Here is a 20,713-nt window from a genome sequence, read left to right as displayed (position 1 = left end):
CGATGTAGCATTAAAAAACATCTTATGAACTTTTACAAATACCGTGTAATACTCTTATTTACTCTTCTTGTTCATTCTTTTGGAGCATCTCAGACAAAACAAATTATTATTGTTGATGAGCTTACTAATATGCCAATAGAAGGAGTTCATTTGTTATATGCTAATCTAGAAGAAGGAAGTTATACAAATGCTGATGGTGCTGCAAATATTATCGTTAGAGAAGAGATATTAACGATCTCCCATCTTAATTATCAAGATGTAACTATAACACCAAAAGAAATAACACTGTTAAATACTATTTCTTTAAAACCCGATGATGTTCAGCTAGATGAGGTAATTGTTAACTCTTTTGATTTAAGAAAAGCGTTGCAATATGTATTGGATAATTATTATAACCTATACGTGGATTATCCAACAGAAAAAGAATGTTCTTTTAAGGAAACCCTATTAGTGGATGATAAAATACATCGTCTAATCCTTTCGGATCTTAAAATCTGGACAAAAGATGCAGGTTTTAATAATAGAAAACTAGAGAGAAACATAAAACTTAAATTAGGTACTGTTAGTCAAAGCAAGAACGTTCCTATGGATTTTGATATTAATGATAAAGGCGAATCTAATCCAGAATCTAGTGGACATATTATCACTAAAAGTCTATTATTTAATACATACTTAGATGTAGCTATAGCTGGATTTTTGAAATATTCAGGAATGATAGAAGAAACGGTAGAAGTATCTTCATCTGATGTTATAATAGTTTCCTTTACAACGGACTGGAAGAACGTTAATGAAATAGCTAACCGAACAAAAGGCAGGTTCGTTTTTGATAAAAAAACGCAAGCAGTTATCGAGTTTGTTAAGGAGATTGAATTACGTAATGATATAAAGAAAAAGACTTCTACTTTTTCTAATAGAGAATATGAGTATGAAAGTAAAAGTCAGGTTATCTCGTATAATTTTGCTAAGAAAGTTGATAAAAAATATAGTCTAAGTAAATTTAGTATAGAAGCTAATGTGACTTTATCTTATGATAACAAAAACTATGATACTAAATTTAAAAATGATCTTTTTGTTCTAAAAGAATCCAAAAAAAGGAGGTTTGGAAATACTGGGGTAGTGGATTTAGAACAACCGATTTACAAAATGTTGCCGTCTAACGTTATTAATTCTAATGCTATTGTATTAACAACAGAAGAAAAAGAGTTTTTAGAATCTAAAGATTGATCTGATTGTGTTTTTTTAGCAATAGTTTTCTATAAAGCTGATTAGTAATAAAATATCAAACTTTTTAGGGAATAAATTTTATTTTTTTATCTTCATCTAACTATATAAACCAGTAAATTATTTGCTTTTTTTTCGATCAATTGGGAGGAAATAACCTTCAAAAGGTAAGTAATTGATTCAAAAGATATAAGTAATGTTAAGATATATCATATTATTGAGTATTTGTGTAAATACTTTTGCTCAAACCTATGAAACAGGAAAACTCATAGATTCTATTCTTGTCTCTGATAAAAGTAAAGAGACATTTGCGATATATCTTCCTAGTGCTTTTGATGCCAATGTAACATCACCAATTGTTTTTATTTTTGATCCAGGAGCAGAAGGTAAAAGAGGAATACAACAGTTTATTAAAGCTTCTGAAATTTATGGATATATATTAGTATGCTCCAATCACACTAAAAATGGACCGTACGATCGTAATTTTGATATTACCAATCGTTTGTTCGAATTTATGTTCGCTAATTTTAAGATTAAGCAAGATCAAATATATTTATCTGGCTTCTCTGGAGGATCTCGCTTAGCTTCGGCCATTGCAGTATTAACAAATCAAGTAGCTGGCGTTGTAGGATGTGGTGCAGGCTTTTCTTTAGAATCTTCTCATGTTCCCAGTACGCAGAGTTTTGCGTATGCCGGTGTTTGTGGTGATAGGGATATGAATTATCAAGAAATGATTCGTGCAAAAGGATATTTACAAAAACTAAATTTTACAAACACATTAATAACCTATGATGGTCATCATAGTTGGACGCCTCCTGATCAAATTTTAAGAGCATTCGATTGGCTCGAAATTCAGGCACATCTTCAAGGTATTCGTAAAAAAGATGATTCAGAAATTTATAAGAATTATCAAAAAGTTTACAACACTGCATTAGAGGCGCAGGAAGAAGGAGATTTACTAATCGCTGTAGAAAATTATGAACGCGCTTTGACTACTTATAATTCGTTTTATAAATTGGATAGTATTGTGGATAAATTAAAAGTAATCCGCAAGAGTAAAGAATATAAGAATTTATTAAAATCTGTGTCTAAGGCATTTGATAAAGAAGTTACTTTGACCAAGAAGTTTACTACACGTCTGTTTGAAGATTATAAAAAACCTGATAAAATTGATCTTTCTTGGTGGGAAAAAGAGTTGGGGAAATTAGAAAAGCTAGACGAAAAAGAAGATCCGCAAACAAAAAAAATGCTAGAAAGGTTGAGATTCCAGATTTTTGCTGTTGCACACTCTATGAATAATCCCAATCTATATCAATCTAATCAGAAACAGAAGGAACTTACTAAGAAAATAAGGAAGTTGATTTATCCATAAATTGATTATAAGGACATCATCCAGTTACGCTGAAGTTTTTTGAACTTTTTTACCTCTTTGCGAAGTAGTCTAACAAAATCTTTACCATTACTTTCAGAATGTTCTAGTCGTTGACAATTTCGATAAAGTTTATTAGTTAAATTCTCTAATAAACAAGCATGTTTTAAACGATCATTTTGGAAAACTTGATTTTCTGCCTTAAGAATTTCAGGAACTAAAGAATCAGAATCTTTTATAATATCACCCGTAAAATAAATAAAAGGATTTTCATTTCCGTTTTTCTCTAACGCAGAAAAATCATGAACTAAATATTTAGAAACACTCTTTGATAGAATGAGTATTTCCATAGCTTTTTTATATAATATTTTATTTTTAGGGCTCGAATTCATGGTTAAGTCAAAATTAAGAGTATTTATAGGGATATTGCTTTTTACTTTAAGGTATAATGTTTAATTTGCTTTAGAAAATAATGTAAATTCTATTTTTTACTTAAAATTATAATGGATATCACAAATTGGAAAATTCTTCAATTATTACAGGAGAATGCGAGACTATCTAATGCGGAAATAGGAAGAAGCGTGGGGCTAAGTTCCCCAGCTGTTGCCGAACGAATTAAAAAAATGGAAGATTATGGTATTATTGAAGGATATACAACCAAAGTCTCTTATGCCAAAACGGGTTATCAACTAAAAGCTATTATAACTTTAAGAGCTTTTATGGGACGTTTAAAACCATTTCTATCAAAAATATCTGAATTTAAAGAAGTACTTAATTGTTATCGAATTACTGGTAATGAAAATATTATTATGGAAGTAGTTCTGGAGGATCAGGTTCATCTTCAAGGTTTTATAGATAGATTGATAACGTATGGGGAGGCTAAAACTCATATTATTTTATCTAATGTGGTCGAAAACAACCCGATTTTGAATAGAAATAATAAATAAAATATATACTATCTTTAGAATATCATGTACGTTACTTTAGAATATTATGTTACGGCAATAGTTTGTTTAATTACTGCTTTCGTAATACATAGGATTTATTATAAAGAGAAGATAAAGAATCAGTCTTCTATAGCGATTAGTGGTATTAAATGGTTCGGATTTGCAATTTTTTTATGGGGGTTGGGCGCTCTCATAAATGTTATATTGGTCCAATTAATAGATATTGAAACCACTAATAAGATTGTCATTTATCTGGGAGTATTTATTTCTTTAACCAATTCACTTAGTATTTTACTGTCATTACCATCTATAGAACATCAGAAAGAACGTAATATCGTGGTTAGATTGGTACAGCGTTTTTCTGAGAAAGAGTTTGTAACACTTTTTAGTGGTGTTCTGGCGATGATAGCTTTTGTATTTATCGTCACTTCTTATAGTAATACAGAGATTAGTAATAATTTTATTTGGCTTATAGATATTCCAATTTCTTTAATTGTGGCATTTGCCTTATTAAATGAACTAAGCAAAGCTTTTGCAAACCGGGCTATGAAATTTATGGTAGTTCCTTGTTTTTTGTTATTTGTACTTATCGTAATTGCTGTAACACATAGAATTATACCACAAGATAAAGTACTGGGTTACATAGATCAGGAATTTTGGAGCTTACTTGGAGTAATTGCTGGAGTTTCCTTCAAATTTTTATTTATCCTGCTATTTTCCATTTTATTATATAGTTGGAAATTTCTTTCAGAAAAAGAACTAAAACAAACGGAACTGGAGGTCCTTCTTGAAGAAAAACAGCTGCTACTAAAACAGCAAGAAAAATTAGTAGTAGCTAACGAAAGTCATCTAGATACAATTACTACATTACAAAAACGCTTAAAAGAAAGTGAAGTAAAAATTAATGTATTAGAAGAATCTACAAGAATAGCACTTTCTGATAGACAAAAAGAAGTGTTAGGAAATCTAGGAGCGTGTGGAGCTAGTAAATCATATACCGAGATTGCTGAAGCTATGAATATTAGTTTAGATGGTTTTCAAACCCATATTTACCAGATTAAGAAAGTACTTAAAATTAGTGGAGCTGATGGAAAAGAACAACTTATCGCATTTGCTAAAGCCAATGAATTACTAAAGTACGCTAGTATCCAAAATAAAAATACTGATTAAGTATATGCTTAAGTATACGTAATGTCGATTTTGATCAGTACGTAATCTTTTCTTAAAGCTAGTTTTATTCAATCTTCGTCCGAAATCATAATACTCGGAACAGATGAAGAAAATTACAACAATGTGTATTTCTTTTTTTGCGTATGTATATACAAACGCGCAAGAAAAACTAGAAAGCACTATTGATCAAAACATTAACGAAGGCTTTAAGAATGCTACAGATTGGTTTGTAGATGGTATTTTTGCAGAAATACCAATTACTTCTCAAGTTGGAATTCCTTGGGTTTTGGTCGTTTTGTTAGTAGGAGCATCTTATTTTACAATCTATTTTAAAGGAATAAATTTTAAGAGTTTTTGGACTTCAATAAATATTGTTAGAGGTAAGTATGATGATCTAGAATCCTCTGCTCTATTGGAGGTGTCAGAATCAGTTTATACAAAAGAAGGCGATCAACCGGATACAATTAGGATAGAAGGTGAAATAGGCGAGGTTAGTCATTTTCAGGCTTTAACTGCAGCTTTATCAGCAACAGTTGGTTTAGGAAATGTGGCAGGTGTAGCGATTGCTTTATCTATTGGAGGAGCAGGAGCGACTTTTTGGATGATTTTAGTAGGTTTTTTGGGAATGGCATCCAAATTTGTTGAATGCACTTTAGGGGTAGCTTACAGAGAAATAGACAAAAATGGTACGGTGTATGGCGGTCCAATGTATTATCTAAGTAAAGGTTTAAAAGAAAAAGGACTTACTAATCTAGGAAAAATTTTAGCCATAATTTTTGCAATTATGTGTGTCGGTGGATCTTTTGGGGGAGGCAATATGTTCCAAGCTAATCAAGCTTTTAAATTATTCGAGCATGTAACAGGCGCTGAAAATAGTTTTATCTATGGAAAAGGATGGTTGTTTGGATTAGTAATGGCTATTCTGGTCGGTATTGTTATTATTGGTGGTATAAAAAAGATCGCTAAGGTAACTGATAAAATAGTGCCTTCCATGGTTGTTTTGTATGTAGTAGCTGTAATAACCGTTATAGCTATTAATTATAGAGTAATACCAGATGCTATTTATGCTATTATAAATGGAGCTTTTAGTCCAGAAGGGATAACAGGTGGAATGATAGGAGTGATGATCCAGGGATTTCGAAGAGCTGCTTTTTCTAATGAAGCTGGAATAGGTTCAGCTTCTATCGCGCATTCTGCGGTAAAAACTAAATATGCAGCAAGTGAAGGATTAGTTGCGTTATTAGAACCTTTTATAGATACTGTGGTAATTTGTACGATGACAGCTATTGTTCTCATAATTACAGGACAAATTGATGTAGGAACAGAAATCTCTGATGAGCAAGGAGTTTTACTTACTGCTAAAGCCTTAGAGAGTGGTATTTCTTGGTTTCCATATGTATTAAGCTTTGCGGTTACCCTTTTTGCTTTTTCATCTATGATTTCTTGGTCTTATTATGGATATCAGGCCTGGTCTTATTTATTTGGTAGAGGAAAGTTCACTGGATATATCTATAAAAGTATATTTTGTATCTGCGTAATTATTGGTTCTGCAGCTAGTCTCACTGCTGTTACTGACTTTTCTGATGCAATGATTTTTTCTATGCTCGTTCCTAATATGATCGGTTTATTTTTGATGGCGCCAAGAGTGTCTAAAGAACTAAAAAAATATAAAAGAGCTATTTCAGAAAATAAATTGATTTAGAGCTCGTTATTTGCTTTTTTGGCATAAGATTTGATACCTATATAAGTGTATAGAATTTATCAAAATCTTGTGTGAGGACATTGGTTCAAAAGAACTAAAGATAGTACGGGAAAAGGATAAGAAAAACGCTCGAGCAAAACTCTGAGCGTTTTTTTATTTTATTTTTCTATTTTAGATATTATAAAAATCGCATCATGGAAAAATTATACGAATATTTTGAAATAGCCATTGATAAAGTTGTCTTTTTCGCTCCAAGAATTATTGGAGCTGCTTTGGTATTTTGGATAGGGTTCAAAATCATTAAAAAAGTACTTCAATTATTAGATAAAACCTTAGAAAAAACGGGTATTTCGGATACTATGCGCCCTTTCCTGCTTTCGATTATATCGGTAGTTCTAAAGATAGCTGTCATTTTTGCGATTGTTACAATTTTAGGAGTAGATTTATCAGGGCTATTAGCTATTCTCGCTGCGGTTGGATTTGCCATTGGGATGTCTTTGCAGGGAAGTTTAGGTAATTTTGCATCAGGAATCTTAATTATGTTTCTAAAACCATACGAAGCAGGAGATTGGATTCAGGTTGGTGATTCTTTTGGAAAAGTTCAGGAAATAGGTATTTTTAGTACTGTTGTAATAACTCCTGGAGATAAAGTTTTAATTATTCCTAATGCTAAAATAACCGATGATGTTGTTGCTAATTACTCTAAGAGAGGTGTAGTACGTTTAGAGATAGGTGTTACAATGCCGTATAATGAAGATTTTTCTAAGGTTAAGCGAGTAATTGAGAATGCCATAGCTCCAATTGATAAAATTTTAGATTCACCAAAAACAGAAATTGGAATTGAAAATTTTGATTCTCATAATATTTTGATAGCTGTAAGACCTTATGTAAAACCCGATGATTTTTGGGAAGTTACCTTTATAACCCATCAAGAGATTAAAAAAGCATTTAGCGAGCATGATATTAAAGTTGCCTACTCAGAAGGTGTAGAATTAGGGAACATTGGAGTATAATTTCAGATACACTTTTATATAATAAAAGATGTGAATGGCATTTTTTTTGCTGCTCTTATTTTAGTCAAAATTTTTAAATATGAAATTTACTTCTATTAGGAATATATTGTTTTATGTGTTTTTGTGTACTGTGACTTATTCATATAGTCAAAATACTTTAAGACTAAAAAAAGGACAGGTTATAGATTCATTGACAGTACCTTCTAGTAAAGGGGTTTATAGTATTTATTTACCGACATCTTTAGATTTAAACAAAGGTTGGCCAATACTTTTTGGGTTTGACAGTACAGGAAGGATGAATGAATTTACCAATGTATTTAAAAATTCAGCAGAGGAGTTTGGATACATAGTAGTGGTTTCTAATTATTCAGAAAAATTAAGTTCCGAAGAAAAATCCAATTATATTGCTCTTTTTATAAAACATATGGTTTCTCTTTTTCCAATTCAAAATGAAAGAATGTATGTTTTTGGAGTAGGGAAAGATGCTCCTCTAAATACCTCATTGCCTCTTTTATACAAACATTTCAGTGGCGCGATTGCTATTGGCGATAGTTATAACTATTATCAAAAAATAGGTAGAAATAAGAATTTCTCATATGTAGGAATGGTTGGGGACAAAAATTTTAGAACGCTTGATTTTATAGATATTGATAAGTATTTTAAAAGGAAAAAAATAAGTTCTGAAGTTTCCTTTTTTGATGGTAAAGATGAACTTCCATCTTCGGAGGTAATATCAAAAGCATTACCATATTTTACCTTGGATGCTATGGCTAAGGGAATGATACCAAAAGATTCTGTTTGGATTGCTAATAGATATAAGAGAGATAAAGAACTCGTTTCTTTACTGAAAAAAGAAGGTAAGTATATACGGGCATATGATGAGCTAACCCAAATTATGAATAGATATGATTCTTTTTTTAATGTAGATAGCCTTAAAGAAGAAAAAAAAGAAATCAAAAAAAATAATAGCTATAAGAAAGAAAAGAGACTTATAACTAGATATCAAAATCAAGAAATATTTTTAAGACAGTCATTGTTTTTTTCGTTAGAAGAAGATATCGAGCTTAATCAATATGATAATCTTGGCTGGTGGCAATATAAAATGGGTGAACTGGAAAAAAGACAGAAGGATGGAGACGCATATGCTACGAATATGGTAATTAGATTAAGAGGTTTTCTGAAAAATGTTTTGTCTGACTATAAAAAAGAACTGGTTAATAAAAACGAAGAAGACAGGAAAATATTTTTAAATATATTGAGTACGATAGTAGATAAAGATGATTTTGAATCATACAGAAATATTATTTCATTAAGCACGATTGATCAAGACGATGAAACAGCCCTTTTTTATTTAGAAAAAATGCTTCAACAAGGATATAAGGAAATAGAATCACTTTATAACATAGATGGGACTTTAGCTCTAAGGGTTTCAAAAGAATATAATGGTATTATCAAACAATATTTGGGGACTTCAAAGTATTTCAATTTTGACTAAAAAGTAAGTTATTGTGTATTTTGACGATAGTAAATAACACTTAATCGATATTTTGTTAATAACTTTTTTTTAGATTACGGTTTTGAAGTAAAAATTCATATATCTTTATAACACGTAAAATATGAACGGTGTGTATTGTAGAAATTAACATATCAAGAAATATGACGATATGGATTTGAAATTTTAATTTGGAATATACATTGGGATAAATTAAGTGTGAGGACATTAGTCTAAAGACCCCGAATCTAAAAACTAAAGAGAGTACGTAATTTGCCCCGTATGAAAAAGCGATCTTGAAAAAGATCGCTTTTCTTTTTTAACAGATTTTTTTAAAGAATAAAGGGGAGAATTACTGTATAAAATAAAACTTTAATCGATTTTTATTGATGAAAAAACCTTTGATAAATACATTTTTGTGTATTTCATCGATTTTTATTGTTTTTTATCGTTAAAAATTTTGTATTAACAATTTTTTTACAATATATTTACATGTGCTTAAAAAATACTTCGGTGTATGGCCAGAATTAACATTTTAAATTGTATGACGATATGGATTTAAAATTTTAGTTTGGAATACATCAGGGCCTATTAGGTGTGAGGACATTAGTCTGAAAGACCCCAAATCTTGAAGCTAAAGAGAGTACGTAATTAGCCCTAAAATTGATGAAAGCGTTCCTTGATCGGAGCGCTTTTATGTTTTTAGTGTACTCCAGATCTATTTTGAAATTACCAAATGCGGTATGTTTTCTAAATTCCAATCAATTACAAGCCCACCTGCTAATGATCGAGCAATTTCTGCTCCGTATAAATGTTCACATAAATATAAGGCTGCCTCAAAACTTTTAGCTCCGCCGGCGGATGTGATATATTTTCCGTCATGTACAAATAATACCTCTTTTCTTATATCCAAATCAGGAAACATTTCTCGCATTTTGTCAATATCACTAGGAAACGTTGTAGAAACTACATTGTTCAATATTCCTGCTTTAGCTAATACGAAAGCACCATCACAATGTGAAGTTATGTAAGAAGCTGTTTGATTCACTTTTTTCACAAAATTTATCATTGCTTCATCTTCTAAATCTGTATCCAGATGATGCTCTGCACTTGGTACTACTAGAATATCAATTTTAGGTAAGACATCTTTTAAGTAGTTATAATCTGGGATTATTTTTACACCTTCAAAAGTAGTAATTGGTTCATCTGTATTGGCAACTGTAAAAACATTCATTTGTTTAATGTTTTTTCGATATTGAGTATGTTGAAAAATATCAAAAGGAGCAGTGAATTCGGTATTGTAAGTCCCATCCATCAATAAAAAAGCTACATTATATCTGTTAGGTTCTAGTTTAGGGAAAGTTTTCTCTTTCTTTAATACCTTAACTTGTTCTTTGTTACTTAAAATAGATTTTTCTTGACAACTAATTATTATTGCTGATAGAAAAATGGCGTATAATATAGATCTCATAATTTATTTCTTAATTAGAATTTAATGCCTTTAAAGTATTTTCTTTATTGATTTTTTGTTTTACAATGAATAATAAAAGTATTCCTACTGCAGAAACTATAGTCATGAGTATCCAAGTGTTATTATAACCATACTGATTTATAAATTGCATTCCAGAATTATGTCCAAATATATGAGCAAAAGAAAAAGACATACTGTATAATCCCATATATGCACCTTGTCTACCTCTTTTAGATCTGTCTAAAGCAAAAGCATTTCCAAAAGGAAACGAAATCATCTCGCCAAGTGTTGCTATGATCATACCTATAATGACAATCCCAGTCCAAGGAGTTATTAATAACAATATAAAGCTGATCCCGGTTAGAAGAAACCCGTTCATTACATTTCTAATTTTAGATATTGAAGTGGATTCTAAATAGGCTATTAATGGCATTTCAAAAATAAAAATTAACACTCCATTCATAGCTAAGATTAATCCTATATTTCTTTCAGAAAGCAGGTGTACTTCCTTGTAATACAAGGGGATTGTAGAAAAATACTGGACAAAAATAAACCCGAAGAGTGTTAGTGCTACTAGAAAAATCATATAAACTCCATCACTATAAGCTGGGGTTGGATTATCTACAATAATTTCTTTGTCAATTATTCTAGCTTTTTTAGGATGTAAGGTCTTAATCATAATTATTCCAGCAATAATGCAAGTGACTCCATCCACCCAGAACAATCCAGAATAACCAATTGTTGCAATCATAAAACCACCTAAAGCAGGAGCCATAGAAAACCCTAGGTTTATCGCTAATCTAATAAAAGTTAAAGATCTAGTTTTGTTTGCGGGTTTGCTATAGGCACTAAGTGCTACAAAAAAAGCAGGACGTGCAGAATCGGCAACCGCGATTAATACAAAAAAGCTGATACAGATACTCCAAAAACTAGTGAAATATTGAACAATAAAAAATGAGAGGCCTGTTAATAGTAAAGAACCTAAAATTACTTTATAATAACCAATGCTGTCGCTTAATTTTCCTCCAACCCAAGCACCTAATAAAGAACCTAGTCCATAACTAGTCATTACCCAACCAATCTGGCCAAGAGAGAAGCATAGATTGTCGGATAGATACAAAGATAAAAAAGGTATTACCATTGCACCCATTCTATTAATTAAGGTAATAAGTGCTAACCACCAAACTTCTTTTGATAAGCCAGAAAAAGTGTCGATATAATTTCTGAAAAGTTTTTTCAATGTATTGATGGTTGGTTTTCTGAAAACTGGTAAAAGTAACCTTTTGTCGAAAAACTAACAGCAATTTTAGAGAATATTAACTTGTTTATTGCTAATGCTTTGTACTTTTGCAAAAAAATAAGGGGACAGTGCATAAATTATCTTTTTTACTAATATTATTCTTTAGTCATATGATGGCTCAAGATTCTACGACCATTAAAAAAATATTAATATTTCAGGATGAACTTAATAAGGAGTTTGCATCCGAAGAAGAATCACCATTAACCCCAAAAGATTTTAAAGTATTTAAAGAGCTTGATTTTTTTGATATTGATACCACGTATAGTGTTACGGCAGAATTTGTTCGAACCCCATATGAGACTCCGTTTATTATGAAAACTACAACGGATAGAGAACCTATTTATGTTAAGTTTGGAGAAGCTCATTTTACACTTCAAGAAAAAGAATGGACATTGAATATATATCAAAATCAAGGTTTAAAGACACAATCAGAATATGAAGATTATCTTTTTCTTCCTTTTACTGATCTAACCAATGGAGAAACTAGTTATGGAGGAGGGCGTTTTATAGATCTTAAGATACCAGAGGGAGATATAATTCTTATTGATTTTAATATGGCTTATAATCCATATTGTGCTTATAGTGCAAGATATTCTTGCCCAATTCCTCCAGAAGAAAATCATTTAGAGTTAGAAATACCTGTGGGAGTTAAGAAATATGATATACACGAAGTAAACAAATAAATAAAAAGCGCTCTGAATAAACAGAGCGCTTTTTGCATAAACAAACAAATATATTAAACTATAATATATTAAAATTTATAGATGGCTCCAAGAACAAAAGATGAAAGGCTTTTTGTTGCTTCTCCATCATTATCCGAAAAGAAATCTTCAGAAGTTGAATCTAATCTTAATTCAGGCTTAAGCGTTAGGTCACCAATATCATAACTTCCTGTAAGTGTCGCAGCAATTACGCTACCATCACCTTCGGCATCTAAACCTACTACATCAACTAAGCCTCCGTTGAATACAGAAAAGTATTCACCTCTTAATCCAATACTAAAATTATCAGTTGCTTTTACTTGCGGGTATAATGCTACGCCATAAAATCCAGATGCATCAGCATCTCCTTGATCTTCTGTAGTTAAATAAGTAGTGTTTACTCCTAAGTAAAATTTTTCTGAAAGATCCCAACCTGTAGTAAGATCCACCTGAAAAGTTGGTCCTACTAATCCTGGTTCACCTTCATTTCCATATCTAAAGTTTAAATATGCACTACCGTTATCAGCAGCATATCCAACTTGTGCTCCAAAAATATAGGTGTCAAAAGGGTTATTTTCTGTGTAATCTGTTGGATTCATAACTGCTACCATTGCAGACCAATTATCATTGATTGCAAAATCTGCTTTAAGTCCTGTATGAGAAAAAGGTCCATAAGAGAACATATACGATGTTGAATAGTTAAAGTTACCTGTAGGTGATATTACTTCGTAACCTAGAAACGTATTAAAATTTCCAAAAGTAAGTTTAACTTTCTCAGATACATTCCAGTATGCATATAACTGGTTTACGATTTGAGAAGAACCATCTGAAAGAAATACAGCATCTTCACCTCTTGGGCCAAATACAAGATCAGCTACAAATCCTACTTTTTCCCCTTCATAGCCAAGTATTAGATTAGCCATTCCTAAAGCAAATCCAGATTGATTAGCAAAAGAAGTTGCTGGTGCTGTGGAGTTGTCATTTTGTGCCCCAAAATTATATCTAAAATATCCATCAACGGATCCATTAACCGAAAAGTTATCGAACCATTTTTTTTCTTCCTCTTCCTGTGCTACGGTGGTTAAACTAACTAGCGCAAGAGAAAAAAGGCATACTTTTTTGAAAAGTTTTGTTACGGTTTTTGTTTTCATAATAAACATTAATTGGTATTAATTTGTTTTTAATTGGAGCTGTAAAACTATGTTAAAACAATTTTACCCCAATAAAAAATAGGGGTTGAGTAGTTATTTTTACATATTTTCAATTTTATGCCCTTAAAAAATTAGACATTAATGTTTAATTCGTGATTTTTTAAGAATTTTGAAAGTGGGTTTTTAGAAAAAGAAGATAAAAAAGTGACTTTAAGGTCTATAATTTGTTAAATTATTTAAAAATAAAAGTTAAGAATATCACTTAAACAAAAAAGACCTACCAATAGGTAAGCCTTTTCAATATATGTATAAAAAAATTAGTTTAGAGCTTGATTACCATGTTCACCAGTTCGTATTCTGTAGGTGTTTTGTATTTCTGACACAAAAATCTTTCCATCTCCTACGTCTCCGGTTTTAGCTGCATTGATAATTGTTTCAACAGTTTTTTGTTCAAATTCATCAGAAACAACTATGGATAGATACCTACGCTGTATATCTGTAGTGCTATAGCTAATGCCTCGATATACGTGACCTTTTTGTTCATTACCTACGCCAGTAACATCCCAGTACGTAAAGAAGTTCACTTCTATTTCGTGCAATGCATCTCTAACTTCTTTAAATCTTGATTTACGAATGATCGCTTCTATTTTTTTCATTTATTCTTTATGGTGTTTAAGCGGATAAAAATCTTTATATCATTTTTGCTATCCACATTCCTAAAAATACTAAAAGAAATCCTATCACAAAAGTACCTATAGCATATAAACCAAAGTTTATAAAGTCACCAGATCTTAAAAGCATATGGTTTTCATAGGCAAAAGTGGAAAATGTTGTAAATCCTCCACAGAAACCTGTGGCGAGAAATAGAATGGTATTCTGAGATAAAACATTGTTTTTTAGAGCTAGTCCTAATATAATACCAATCAGAAAACTCCCCAGAATATTTGCTGCAAAAGTTCCATAAGGAATTCCAGTAGCTTCATTATTTAGGTATTTACTGATAAGAAACCTTGCTACACTACCTGTGCCTCCTCCTATAAATACAAGAAGTAATTGTTTCATTTAGTATAAGTATCTATTATTTTATCGGTATATAAATCTCTGTGATCCAAGCTGCCGGATTTGGTTGTAAGGTTGCATTGGACCTATAAACTTCAAAAGCAGAAGACTCTGGATTAGCTTCTAGTCCATTTTGATCTATATATTTATAGCCAGTCTCCCAAGCTTCTTTTAAGTTTATATAATCTCCATTTAAAGTTATCTTTACAACTCTTTGTTTAGGTAATGAGCTACATAAAATATTACTGTCAGAAGGCGTAATTACTTCTTCTCTAATAGGTACTCCCGTCGAATAAATAGCCGTTCCTTGAGCTTCATTATATTCATTATAAAGAGTAAAAGGCATACCAGTTTGTGGAAGTTTATTCTGTTGCACATATGATACGACCGAAAGAATCATTTGCTCCGTTTTTTGAGAAATTTCCGCAATAGATGATGCAGTAGCCATATACATGTAAAAACCACCTTGGTGTTCTGTAACTCCATCAACATTGATAGAATATTCTTTCATTTTTTCTTTTGCGTAAGAATCTAGTTTTTCTAGTCCTTCTTTGTACATAGGTCTTAAACTTTCAGACATAGTACTATCCTTTGTCATCCAAAATAATTTTTCCATAAAGCCTTGTTCTCCTTTGATTCCCCAAGTGACTTTAGTTTTATTACTTTCAAGTCTTTCAAAATTCCAATAAACGTCATTAGTAATTTCATCAACTACCGGAAGAACTATAGAGAGTTTTTGTTCGATACTAGAAAAAGGTGCAACTTTTACTGTCTTCATTTTTCCATCTTCCTGTGTTTCACTTTTCCAGCTATAAGAAGCTCCATTACCACTGGTCTGGTTTCCGTATCCTAAAATTAAATCATCAGAATTATCCATCCAAGGGTTCCATTTTTTCCATGTTTTGTATTCATTAACAGTGTTAAAAAGGAGTTCATCAGGTGCGTCAATTACTCTACTTTCTTCTAGCTGAAATTTACCATCAATCATAGCGACATAAGCACTACCACCAATAATTAAGATAAGTAGAAGAAAGAATAGATATTTTATGATTTTCATGTTAGTTAGTTTAGATCTTTTCAGAAGCTAATATAATCAATTTTTAAAATGGGTTTTAGTTTTAAGATTTCCAATAGGTTATGATGTTATTAGTTTTATGTCTTATTAAGATAGGACTTGGTAAGTATTTAAAAAAGTGATTTTTTTTATTTCGTTACATTTGCTGGAAACAATAAACATAAACAAATGAAACTTAATCGTATAATATTTTTTATGATAGTTAGTGCAATGCTAATTGCTTGTAAAAAGGATCCAAGTATACAGGATCAGATTAATCAAGAAGAAACAAAACAAGAAGTGAAAGAAGAAAAATTCGATCATCTTGTGGAGCAATTTTCAGATATTAAAGTGCTTAGATATCAAATTCCTGGATGGGAAAATCTTTCTCTTAAAGAACAAAAGTTAGTATATTATCTTACCCAAGCTGGTTTAAGTGGAAGAGATATTATGTGGGATCAAAACTATCGCCATAACCTAGCAATTAGAAAGTCTTTAGAAAAAGTGTATACCTCTTATGCAGGAGATAAAACTACTGATGATTGGAAGTTTTTTGAAACATATTTAAAGAGAGTATGGTTTTCTAATGGAATTCATCATCATTATAGTAATGATAAAATCAAGCCAGAATTTGATAAGGATTATTTAGTATCTCTTTTAGCAGAAACTAAGACTGAATTATCAGAAGATGCCACGAACGTAATTTTTAATGAGGATGACTCTAAAAAGGTGAATCAAGCAAAAGGAGTAGATAATGTAGCCTCATCAGCAGTTAATTTTTATGGGCCTGGTGTTACTAATAAGGATGTTACTTCTTTTTACGCTAATATGAAATCTCCAGATCCTAAAAAACCTTTATCATATGGTTTAAATTCTCAGCTAATTAAAGAAAATGGAGCATTAAAAGAAAGAGTATACAAATCTGGAGGTTTATATGGAGCTGCTATTGATGAGATCATCAAATGGTTAGAAAAGGCACAAGGAGTTGCAGAAAATAAAGCACAAGGAGATGCATTAGGTTTATTGATAGCGTATTATAAAACTGGTGATTTACAAACTTGGGATGATTATAACGTGGCATGGACCGCAGCTACCGAAGGTAATATTGATTATATCAATAGTTTTATCGAAGTGTATAATGATCCATTAGGATATAGAGGTTCTTATGAAACAATAGTACAGATCAAAGATTTTGATATGTCTAAGAAAATGGCGGTTTTATCAGAAAATGCACAATGGTTTGAGGATAATTCTCCATTAATTGATGAGCACAAAAAAGATAGTGTAGTTGGAGTAACTTATAAAGTAGTTACAGTTGCTGGAGAAGCAGGTGATGCATCCCCAAGTACCCCAATCGGAGTAAATCTTCCTAACGCTAATTGGATTAGAGCGGCGGTTGGATCTAAATCAGTTTCTTTAGGTAATATTATCAATGCTTATAATAATGCAGGTGGATCAGGTCGTCTTAAAGAGTTTGTTCACGATGATGAAGAATACGAATTAGAGGAGAAGTATGGGCAATTAGGAGATAAATTGCATACAGCTTTACACGAAGTTGTCGGACATGCTTCTGGACAACTAAACCCTGGAGTTGGAGAGACAAAAGAAACTTTGAAGAATTACGCATCTACTATGGAAGAAGGGCGTGCCGATTTAGTAGGGTTATATTATTTAATGGATCCAAAATTACAAGAATTAGGATTGGTTGATGATTGGGAAAAAGTTGGAAAAGCAGCTTATGATGGTTATATAAGAAATGGGTTAATGACACAGTTAATTCGTCTTAATTTAGGTGATGATGTAGAAGAAGCGCATATGCGTAATCGCCAATGGGTAAGTGCTTGGGCTTTTGAACAAGGAGAAAAAGATAATGTGATCGAAAAAGTAACTAGAGAAGGTAAAACCTACTATAATATCAATGATTATACAAAGCTACGTGAAATTTTTGGTCGTCTTCTAAGAGAAACACAACGTATTAAATCCGAAGGTGATTTTAAGGCTGCTGAAGCATTAGTAGAAGGTTATGGAGTGAAGGTGGATCAAGATATTCATGTAGAAGTCCTAAAAAGGAACGAGCAATTTACTTCTGCTCCCTATAGTGGTTTTGTAAATCCAGTATTAGTTCCTGAAATGGATGAGAATGGAGAAATTACTAAGATAAATGTAACACAACCGAAAGATTTTGTTACTCAAATGTTAGAATATAGTAAGACTTATGGTTTCTTGCCAGAGGTAAACTAGTAAGAAGATATTTTATTTATGTAGATCACCTTCTAAGTTAATTCCCTTAGAAGGTGATTTTTTTAAGCTATTTTAAGAAGCAATATCAAGTATTCCAATTTTAGATAGCTGCCGGGTTACTAGAATTTTACTTTGATCATCAAGATTACAATGGATTTTATGGATAGGTAATGCTTGATTTTCGTTTATAAGTACATTAAGAAATGATTCACATTGTATTGGCATAGATAGTTTTAGATCATAAAATTTCACATCTATTTTTTCGCAGTTTTTGATCATTCTAAATTTGTTCTTTTCTCGAATCTTGATTTTAGAATCTTTATTAATACAATCAATATTCACTATTTGACTTAGTTGGCCTTGTGCGATAGCTTTTTGCCTACTATAAAAGTCATCAATAATCTCATCATCTTGTTGTAATTTTTTGATGAGTTCTGTAACAACATTGGTAACTTCGATAATCTCTTCATTTTTATCATTTTCGTTAATAGAATGAAATTTTGTGAATTTCCTTAACGGTAATATGGATTTAGATTTTTCTAAAAGAACTTCTGCTAAATGTTCTGCCCAAGTTTTGCCAATGATACCTGTAGTAATGTGCCCAGAATTTTGATTAGTACAATAGGCGTCATGAACAATTCCTCTTGGGATATATAATACGTCTCCCTTTTCCAAGGTGAATTCGTCGATTACTTTACCAGGAATGAATTCTTCTTTGTTAAAAGGAGTTGTTTTATCAGCCAATAGAACAGGTTGGTCATAGATACGCCAATGCTTAGAACCTTCAAACTGAAATATAAATACATCATGAGTATCGTAATGAGTAGAAAACCCTTGGGATTTTTTTGGAGTTAGGTAGATGTTTGTTTGTATTTTATGTTTAAAAAATGTCTCTAATTCATTAGTTAATTTTCTTAAACTGTAAATTTTATTTTGCAGTCCAGACATTACTAAAGTGCTTCCATTTTCGAATGCGTTAGAGAATTTTAGGGGATCTATAATATCAGAATCTTTTATGGTATATTCTTTAGAATCTGGTTTTTCGGTTTTAGAATGATCAGCTAATCTAAAATCCGGGTGATGATTAGTTTGTGAAAATAAAATAGAATCTAAATCTTGAATAGATAGCAATTGATCAAAGAAACTTCTGTTTCTGTTTTTTATTATTAGGTGTTTTTTTTCAAAATATTCATTAAAAAAGACATCTGTAGTAATTGGATGTAATATTTCTTGCAGATTCATACGTGGTGTTTTATTATAAAGAAGGATTTAAATAGTAACTTTTATAAGTTCATCGGTTGATGAAAAGAACAAGAGGAGATTAAAAAAAACGAAACTAAAAAAGCAGTAGTGTAAATCTTATTTATAGTTGTCTTTTTTAAATCTTTGAGTAATCTTTTAGAGAATGTAAAAACTTTAATCATAACTTTTATTGTTTAGTGTTATGTTAAAATTACTATTGAATTACGTGCAAAAAAATACCCAAAAGAGGGTATTTTTCCAGTTACAATTTTATTGAATAACAAGGTAACTTCTTTTGTTTTTTTAAAATTCGAGTAAATTAATCTGAGTCCGCACAGTTAACACCAGCTCCTACCGCATCCCCACTATTACTATCGGTGCAAACGGGACTGTCAGTAGTACAAGAAGTTGTTACTGCTAGAGATGATACTAATAAAGCAGAATAAAATGTCCTTCTGAAATTGTAGTTCTTAGAAACATTGTCAATTTCAAAATCGGAAAGTTTCAATTTGATCATAATTAAAATATTTAAAAGTTTTGTTAAAACTAGGCAGGAGATTAGCAAAAAAAAATACCCAATTAGGGGTATTTTCTTAGCTAACTTGACTCACTAAAAAATAAAGGTCTAGTTTTTTGTGTATGTTAATGTGTTAGAATTTCCACTACTGATAGTACCATTAAATGTATTTACAGTGTTACCATTATCTCTTACAGTTATAGTATATGATGTAGCGCTTCCACTAAAAATATTTACATAGAATTGATATGTGCCTGAAGGACCTCCATTGGCCCAAGTGATATTTTCTGAATTACCACCTGAACAATTTCCGGTACAATCTATATCTAATGCACCTCCAGAATTTGATTGTGGATTGTTAAAAGATAAAGTTTCACCATTCGGATCTTGAACGTACAAATCTAAATCAGCACTGCCGGACCAAGTAAGGTTAAATCTCGGACTTCCGTCTTGTCCAGCTAATCCTCCACAATCAGATGCATCAACTAAACCTTGACACGAAGGTTCATCACAATTACCGCAGAGCATAGCTACATCTCTTATGTTCGCTCTAGAGATATTTCCAGAAGATGTTTGTGCAAATTCATAGCATTTGATATCATGACATACTTGTGATAAATCTGCACAGATTCCTTGATTGATTAAAAAATCAAAATTTCCAGTACCAGCAGTGGCACCGTTGGTATTTACAGGAACAAAATAAATAGGCCCTGTTGTACCGAATCGCATTCCTACAGCATTTACATTTCCGTTTGGAGCGTTAAATGATATAGAATTAGTCATGGATTGTCCAGAAGCTAATGGCACAATGCTAGAAGAACCATTACCAATAGTTATGGATTCATCAATTTGTACGGTATTTGGATCTACCGTAAAAGAACCGGGAGGTAATATTAAATTGTCGTTCATAATAGTAGCAATTTGCGCAGGATCAGATATCCCTGAATTTCCTGAATCGCCATTGTCTTCGCTACAACTGTAACAACATAGTATTCCAATAATTGTAATTAGATAAAAATTTTTCATTTGAATGGTATTTTTTGTTTACATCAAATCTACCTTC

The 20,713-nt window shown here is 31.4% G+C and carries 19 protein-coding genes; 9 read left to right on the top strand and 10 right to left on the bottom strand.

Annotated elements, in window-relative coordinates; translation table 11 throughout:
• Positions 1–24: 24 nt before the first annotated feature.
• Both D1815_RS10695 and D1815_RS10690 read left to right on the top strand, forming a co-directional pair.
• On the top strand, positions 25–1,224 hold the full coding sequence (locus D1815_RS10695) for a hypothetical protein (protein ID WP_118386887.1): 1,200 nt from the start codon (positions 25–27) through the stop codon (positions 1,222–1,224).
• A gap of 193 nt (positions 1,225–1,417) precedes the next feature.
• Positions 1,418–2,593: an alpha/beta hydrolase gene (locus D1815_RS10690; RefSeq protein WP_118386885.1), complete on the top strand. Its 1,176-nt coding sequence runs from the start codon at positions 1,418–1,420 to the stop codon at positions 2,591–2,593.
• Between the two features lie 5 nt (positions 2,594–2,598).
• On the opposite strand, the gene D1815_RS10685 is transcribed toward D1815_RS10690, so the two are convergent.
• Positions 2,599–2,940 carry a hypothetical protein gene (locus tag D1815_RS10685; protein WP_233557568.1) on the bottom strand — a complete coding sequence of 114 codons (342 nt, stop codon included), beginning with the start codon at positions 2,938–2,940 and terminating at the stop codon, positions 2,599–2,601.
• Between the two features lie 153 nt (positions 2,941–3,093).
• Between D1815_RS10685 and D1815_RS10680 the strand changes: the two genes are divergently transcribed.
• The 5 genes from D1815_RS10680 (at position 3,094) to D1815_RS10660 (ending at position 8,917) form a co-directional block, all read left to right on the top strand.
• Positions 3,094–3,537 (top strand): Lrp/AsnC family transcriptional regulator, encoded by a 444-nt coding sequence (locus tag D1815_RS10680; RefSeq protein WP_247666477.1) that lies wholly within the window; start codon positions 3,094–3,096, stop codon positions 3,535–3,537.
• A 24-nt stretch (positions 3,538–3,561) separates the two neighbouring features.
• Entirely contained in the window at positions 3,562–4,707 is a 1,146-nt protein-coding gene (locus tag D1815_RS10675; protein ID WP_118386883.1) for a hypothetical protein, read from the top strand.
• A gap of 103 nt (positions 4,708–4,810) precedes the next feature.
• On the top strand, positions 4,811–6,409 hold the full coding sequence (locus D1815_RS10670) for a sodium:alanine symporter family protein (protein ID WP_118386881.1): 1,599 nt from the start codon (positions 4,811–4,813) through the stop codon (positions 6,407–6,409).
• Between the two features lie 194 nt (positions 6,410–6,603).
• A complete protein-coding gene (locus D1815_RS10665) occupies positions 6,604–7,422 on the top strand; it encodes a mechanosensitive ion channel family protein (RefSeq protein WP_027395440.1) in 819 nt (272 codons plus the stop codon).
• Between the two features lie 79 nt (positions 7,423–7,501).
• Positions 7,502–8,917, top strand: coding sequence for a hypothetical protein (locus D1815_RS10660; RefSeq protein WP_118386879.1), 1,416 nt, complete (start codon positions 7,502–7,504; stop codon positions 8,915–8,917).
• A 715-nt stretch (positions 8,918–9,632) separates the two neighbouring features.
• Here D1815_RS10660 and D1815_RS10655 read toward each other — a convergent pair.
• Together D1815_RS10655 and D1815_RS10650 are read right to left on the bottom strand one after the other, a co-directional pair.
• Positions 9,633–10,385 carry a DJ-1/PfpI family protein gene (locus D1815_RS10655; RefSeq protein WP_118386877.1) on the bottom strand — a complete coding sequence of 251 codons (753 nt, stop codon included), beginning with the start codon at positions 10,383–10,385 and terminating at the stop codon, positions 9,633–9,635.
• A gap of 10 nt (positions 10,386–10,395) precedes the next feature.
• Positions 10,396–11,625 (bottom strand): MFS transporter, encoded by a 1,230-nt coding sequence (locus D1815_RS10650; protein WP_118386875.1) that lies wholly within the window; start codon positions 11,623–11,625, stop codon positions 10,396–10,398.
• A gap of 128 nt (positions 11,626–11,753) precedes the next feature.
• Between D1815_RS10650 and D1815_RS10645 the strand changes: the two genes are divergently transcribed.
• Complete coding sequence (locus D1815_RS10645; protein WP_027395444.1) at positions 11,754–12,368, top strand: DUF1684 domain-containing protein; 615 nt, start codon at positions 11,754–11,756, stop codon at positions 12,366–12,368.
• A 68-nt stretch (positions 12,369–12,436) separates the two neighbouring features.
• Here D1815_RS10645 and D1815_RS10640 read toward each other — a convergent pair whose 3' ends face one another.
• The 4 genes from D1815_RS10640 to D1815_RS10625 form a co-directional block, all read right to left on the bottom strand.
• Entirely contained in the window at positions 12,437–13,537 is a 1,101-nt protein-coding gene (locus D1815_RS10640) for a porin (protein WP_118389953.1), read from the bottom strand.
• 317 nt (positions 13,538–13,854) lie between these two features.
• Entirely contained in the window at positions 13,855–14,193 is a 339-nt protein-coding gene (locus D1815_RS10635) for a P-II family nitrogen regulator (RefSeq protein ID WP_027395446.1), read from the bottom strand.
• Positions 14,194–14,227: 34 nt separating this feature from the next.
• Positions 14,228–14,599 (bottom strand): fluoride efflux transporter CrcB, encoded by a 372-nt coding sequence (crcB, locus tag D1815_RS10630; RefSeq protein ID WP_118386873.1) that lies wholly within the window; start codon positions 14,597–14,599, stop codon positions 14,228–14,230.
• 16 nt (positions 14,600–14,615) lie between these two features.
• Positions 14,616–15,653 (bottom strand): GyrI-like domain-containing protein, encoded by a 1,038-nt coding sequence (locus tag D1815_RS10625; RefSeq protein WP_027395448.1) that lies wholly within the window; start codon positions 15,651–15,653, stop codon positions 14,616–14,618.
• A 186-nt stretch (positions 15,654–15,839) separates the two neighbouring features.
• Between D1815_RS10625 and D1815_RS10620 the strand changes: the two genes are divergently transcribed.
• On the top strand, positions 15,840–17,891 hold the full coding sequence (locus D1815_RS10620) for a dihydrofolate reductase (protein ID WP_118386871.1): 2,052 nt from the start codon (positions 15,840–15,842) through the stop codon (positions 17,889–17,891).
• A 72-nt stretch (positions 17,892–17,963) separates the two neighbouring features.
• On the opposite strand, the gene D1815_RS10615 is transcribed toward D1815_RS10620, so the two are convergent.
• The 3 genes from D1815_RS10615 to D1815_RS10605 form a co-directional block, all read right to left on the bottom strand.
• Positions 17,964–19,133: a cupin domain-containing protein gene (locus tag D1815_RS10615; protein WP_118386869.1), complete on the bottom strand. Its 1,170-nt coding sequence runs from the start codon at positions 19,131–19,133 to the stop codon at positions 17,964–17,966.
• 319 nt (positions 19,134–19,452) lie between these two features.
• Positions 19,453–19,650 (bottom strand): hypothetical protein, encoded by a 198-nt coding sequence (locus D1815_RS10610; protein WP_118386867.1) that lies wholly within the window; start codon positions 19,648–19,650, stop codon positions 19,453–19,455.
• Between the two features lie 108 nt (positions 19,651–19,758).
• Entirely contained in the window at positions 19,759–20,676 is a 918-nt protein-coding gene (locus D1815_RS10605; protein ID WP_118386865.1) for a YfaP family protein, read from the bottom strand.
• Positions 20,677–20,713 lie beyond the last annotated feature (37 nt).

The sequence above is a fragment of the Aquimarina sp. AD1 genome, assembly GCF_003443695.1.
GTDB lineage: Bacteria > Bacteroidota > Bacteroidia > Flavobacteriales > Flavobacteriaceae > Aquimarina > Aquimarina latercula.
Note: the sequence above shows the minus strand (reverse complement) of the source record. Positions and strands in the feature narration are given on the sequence as shown.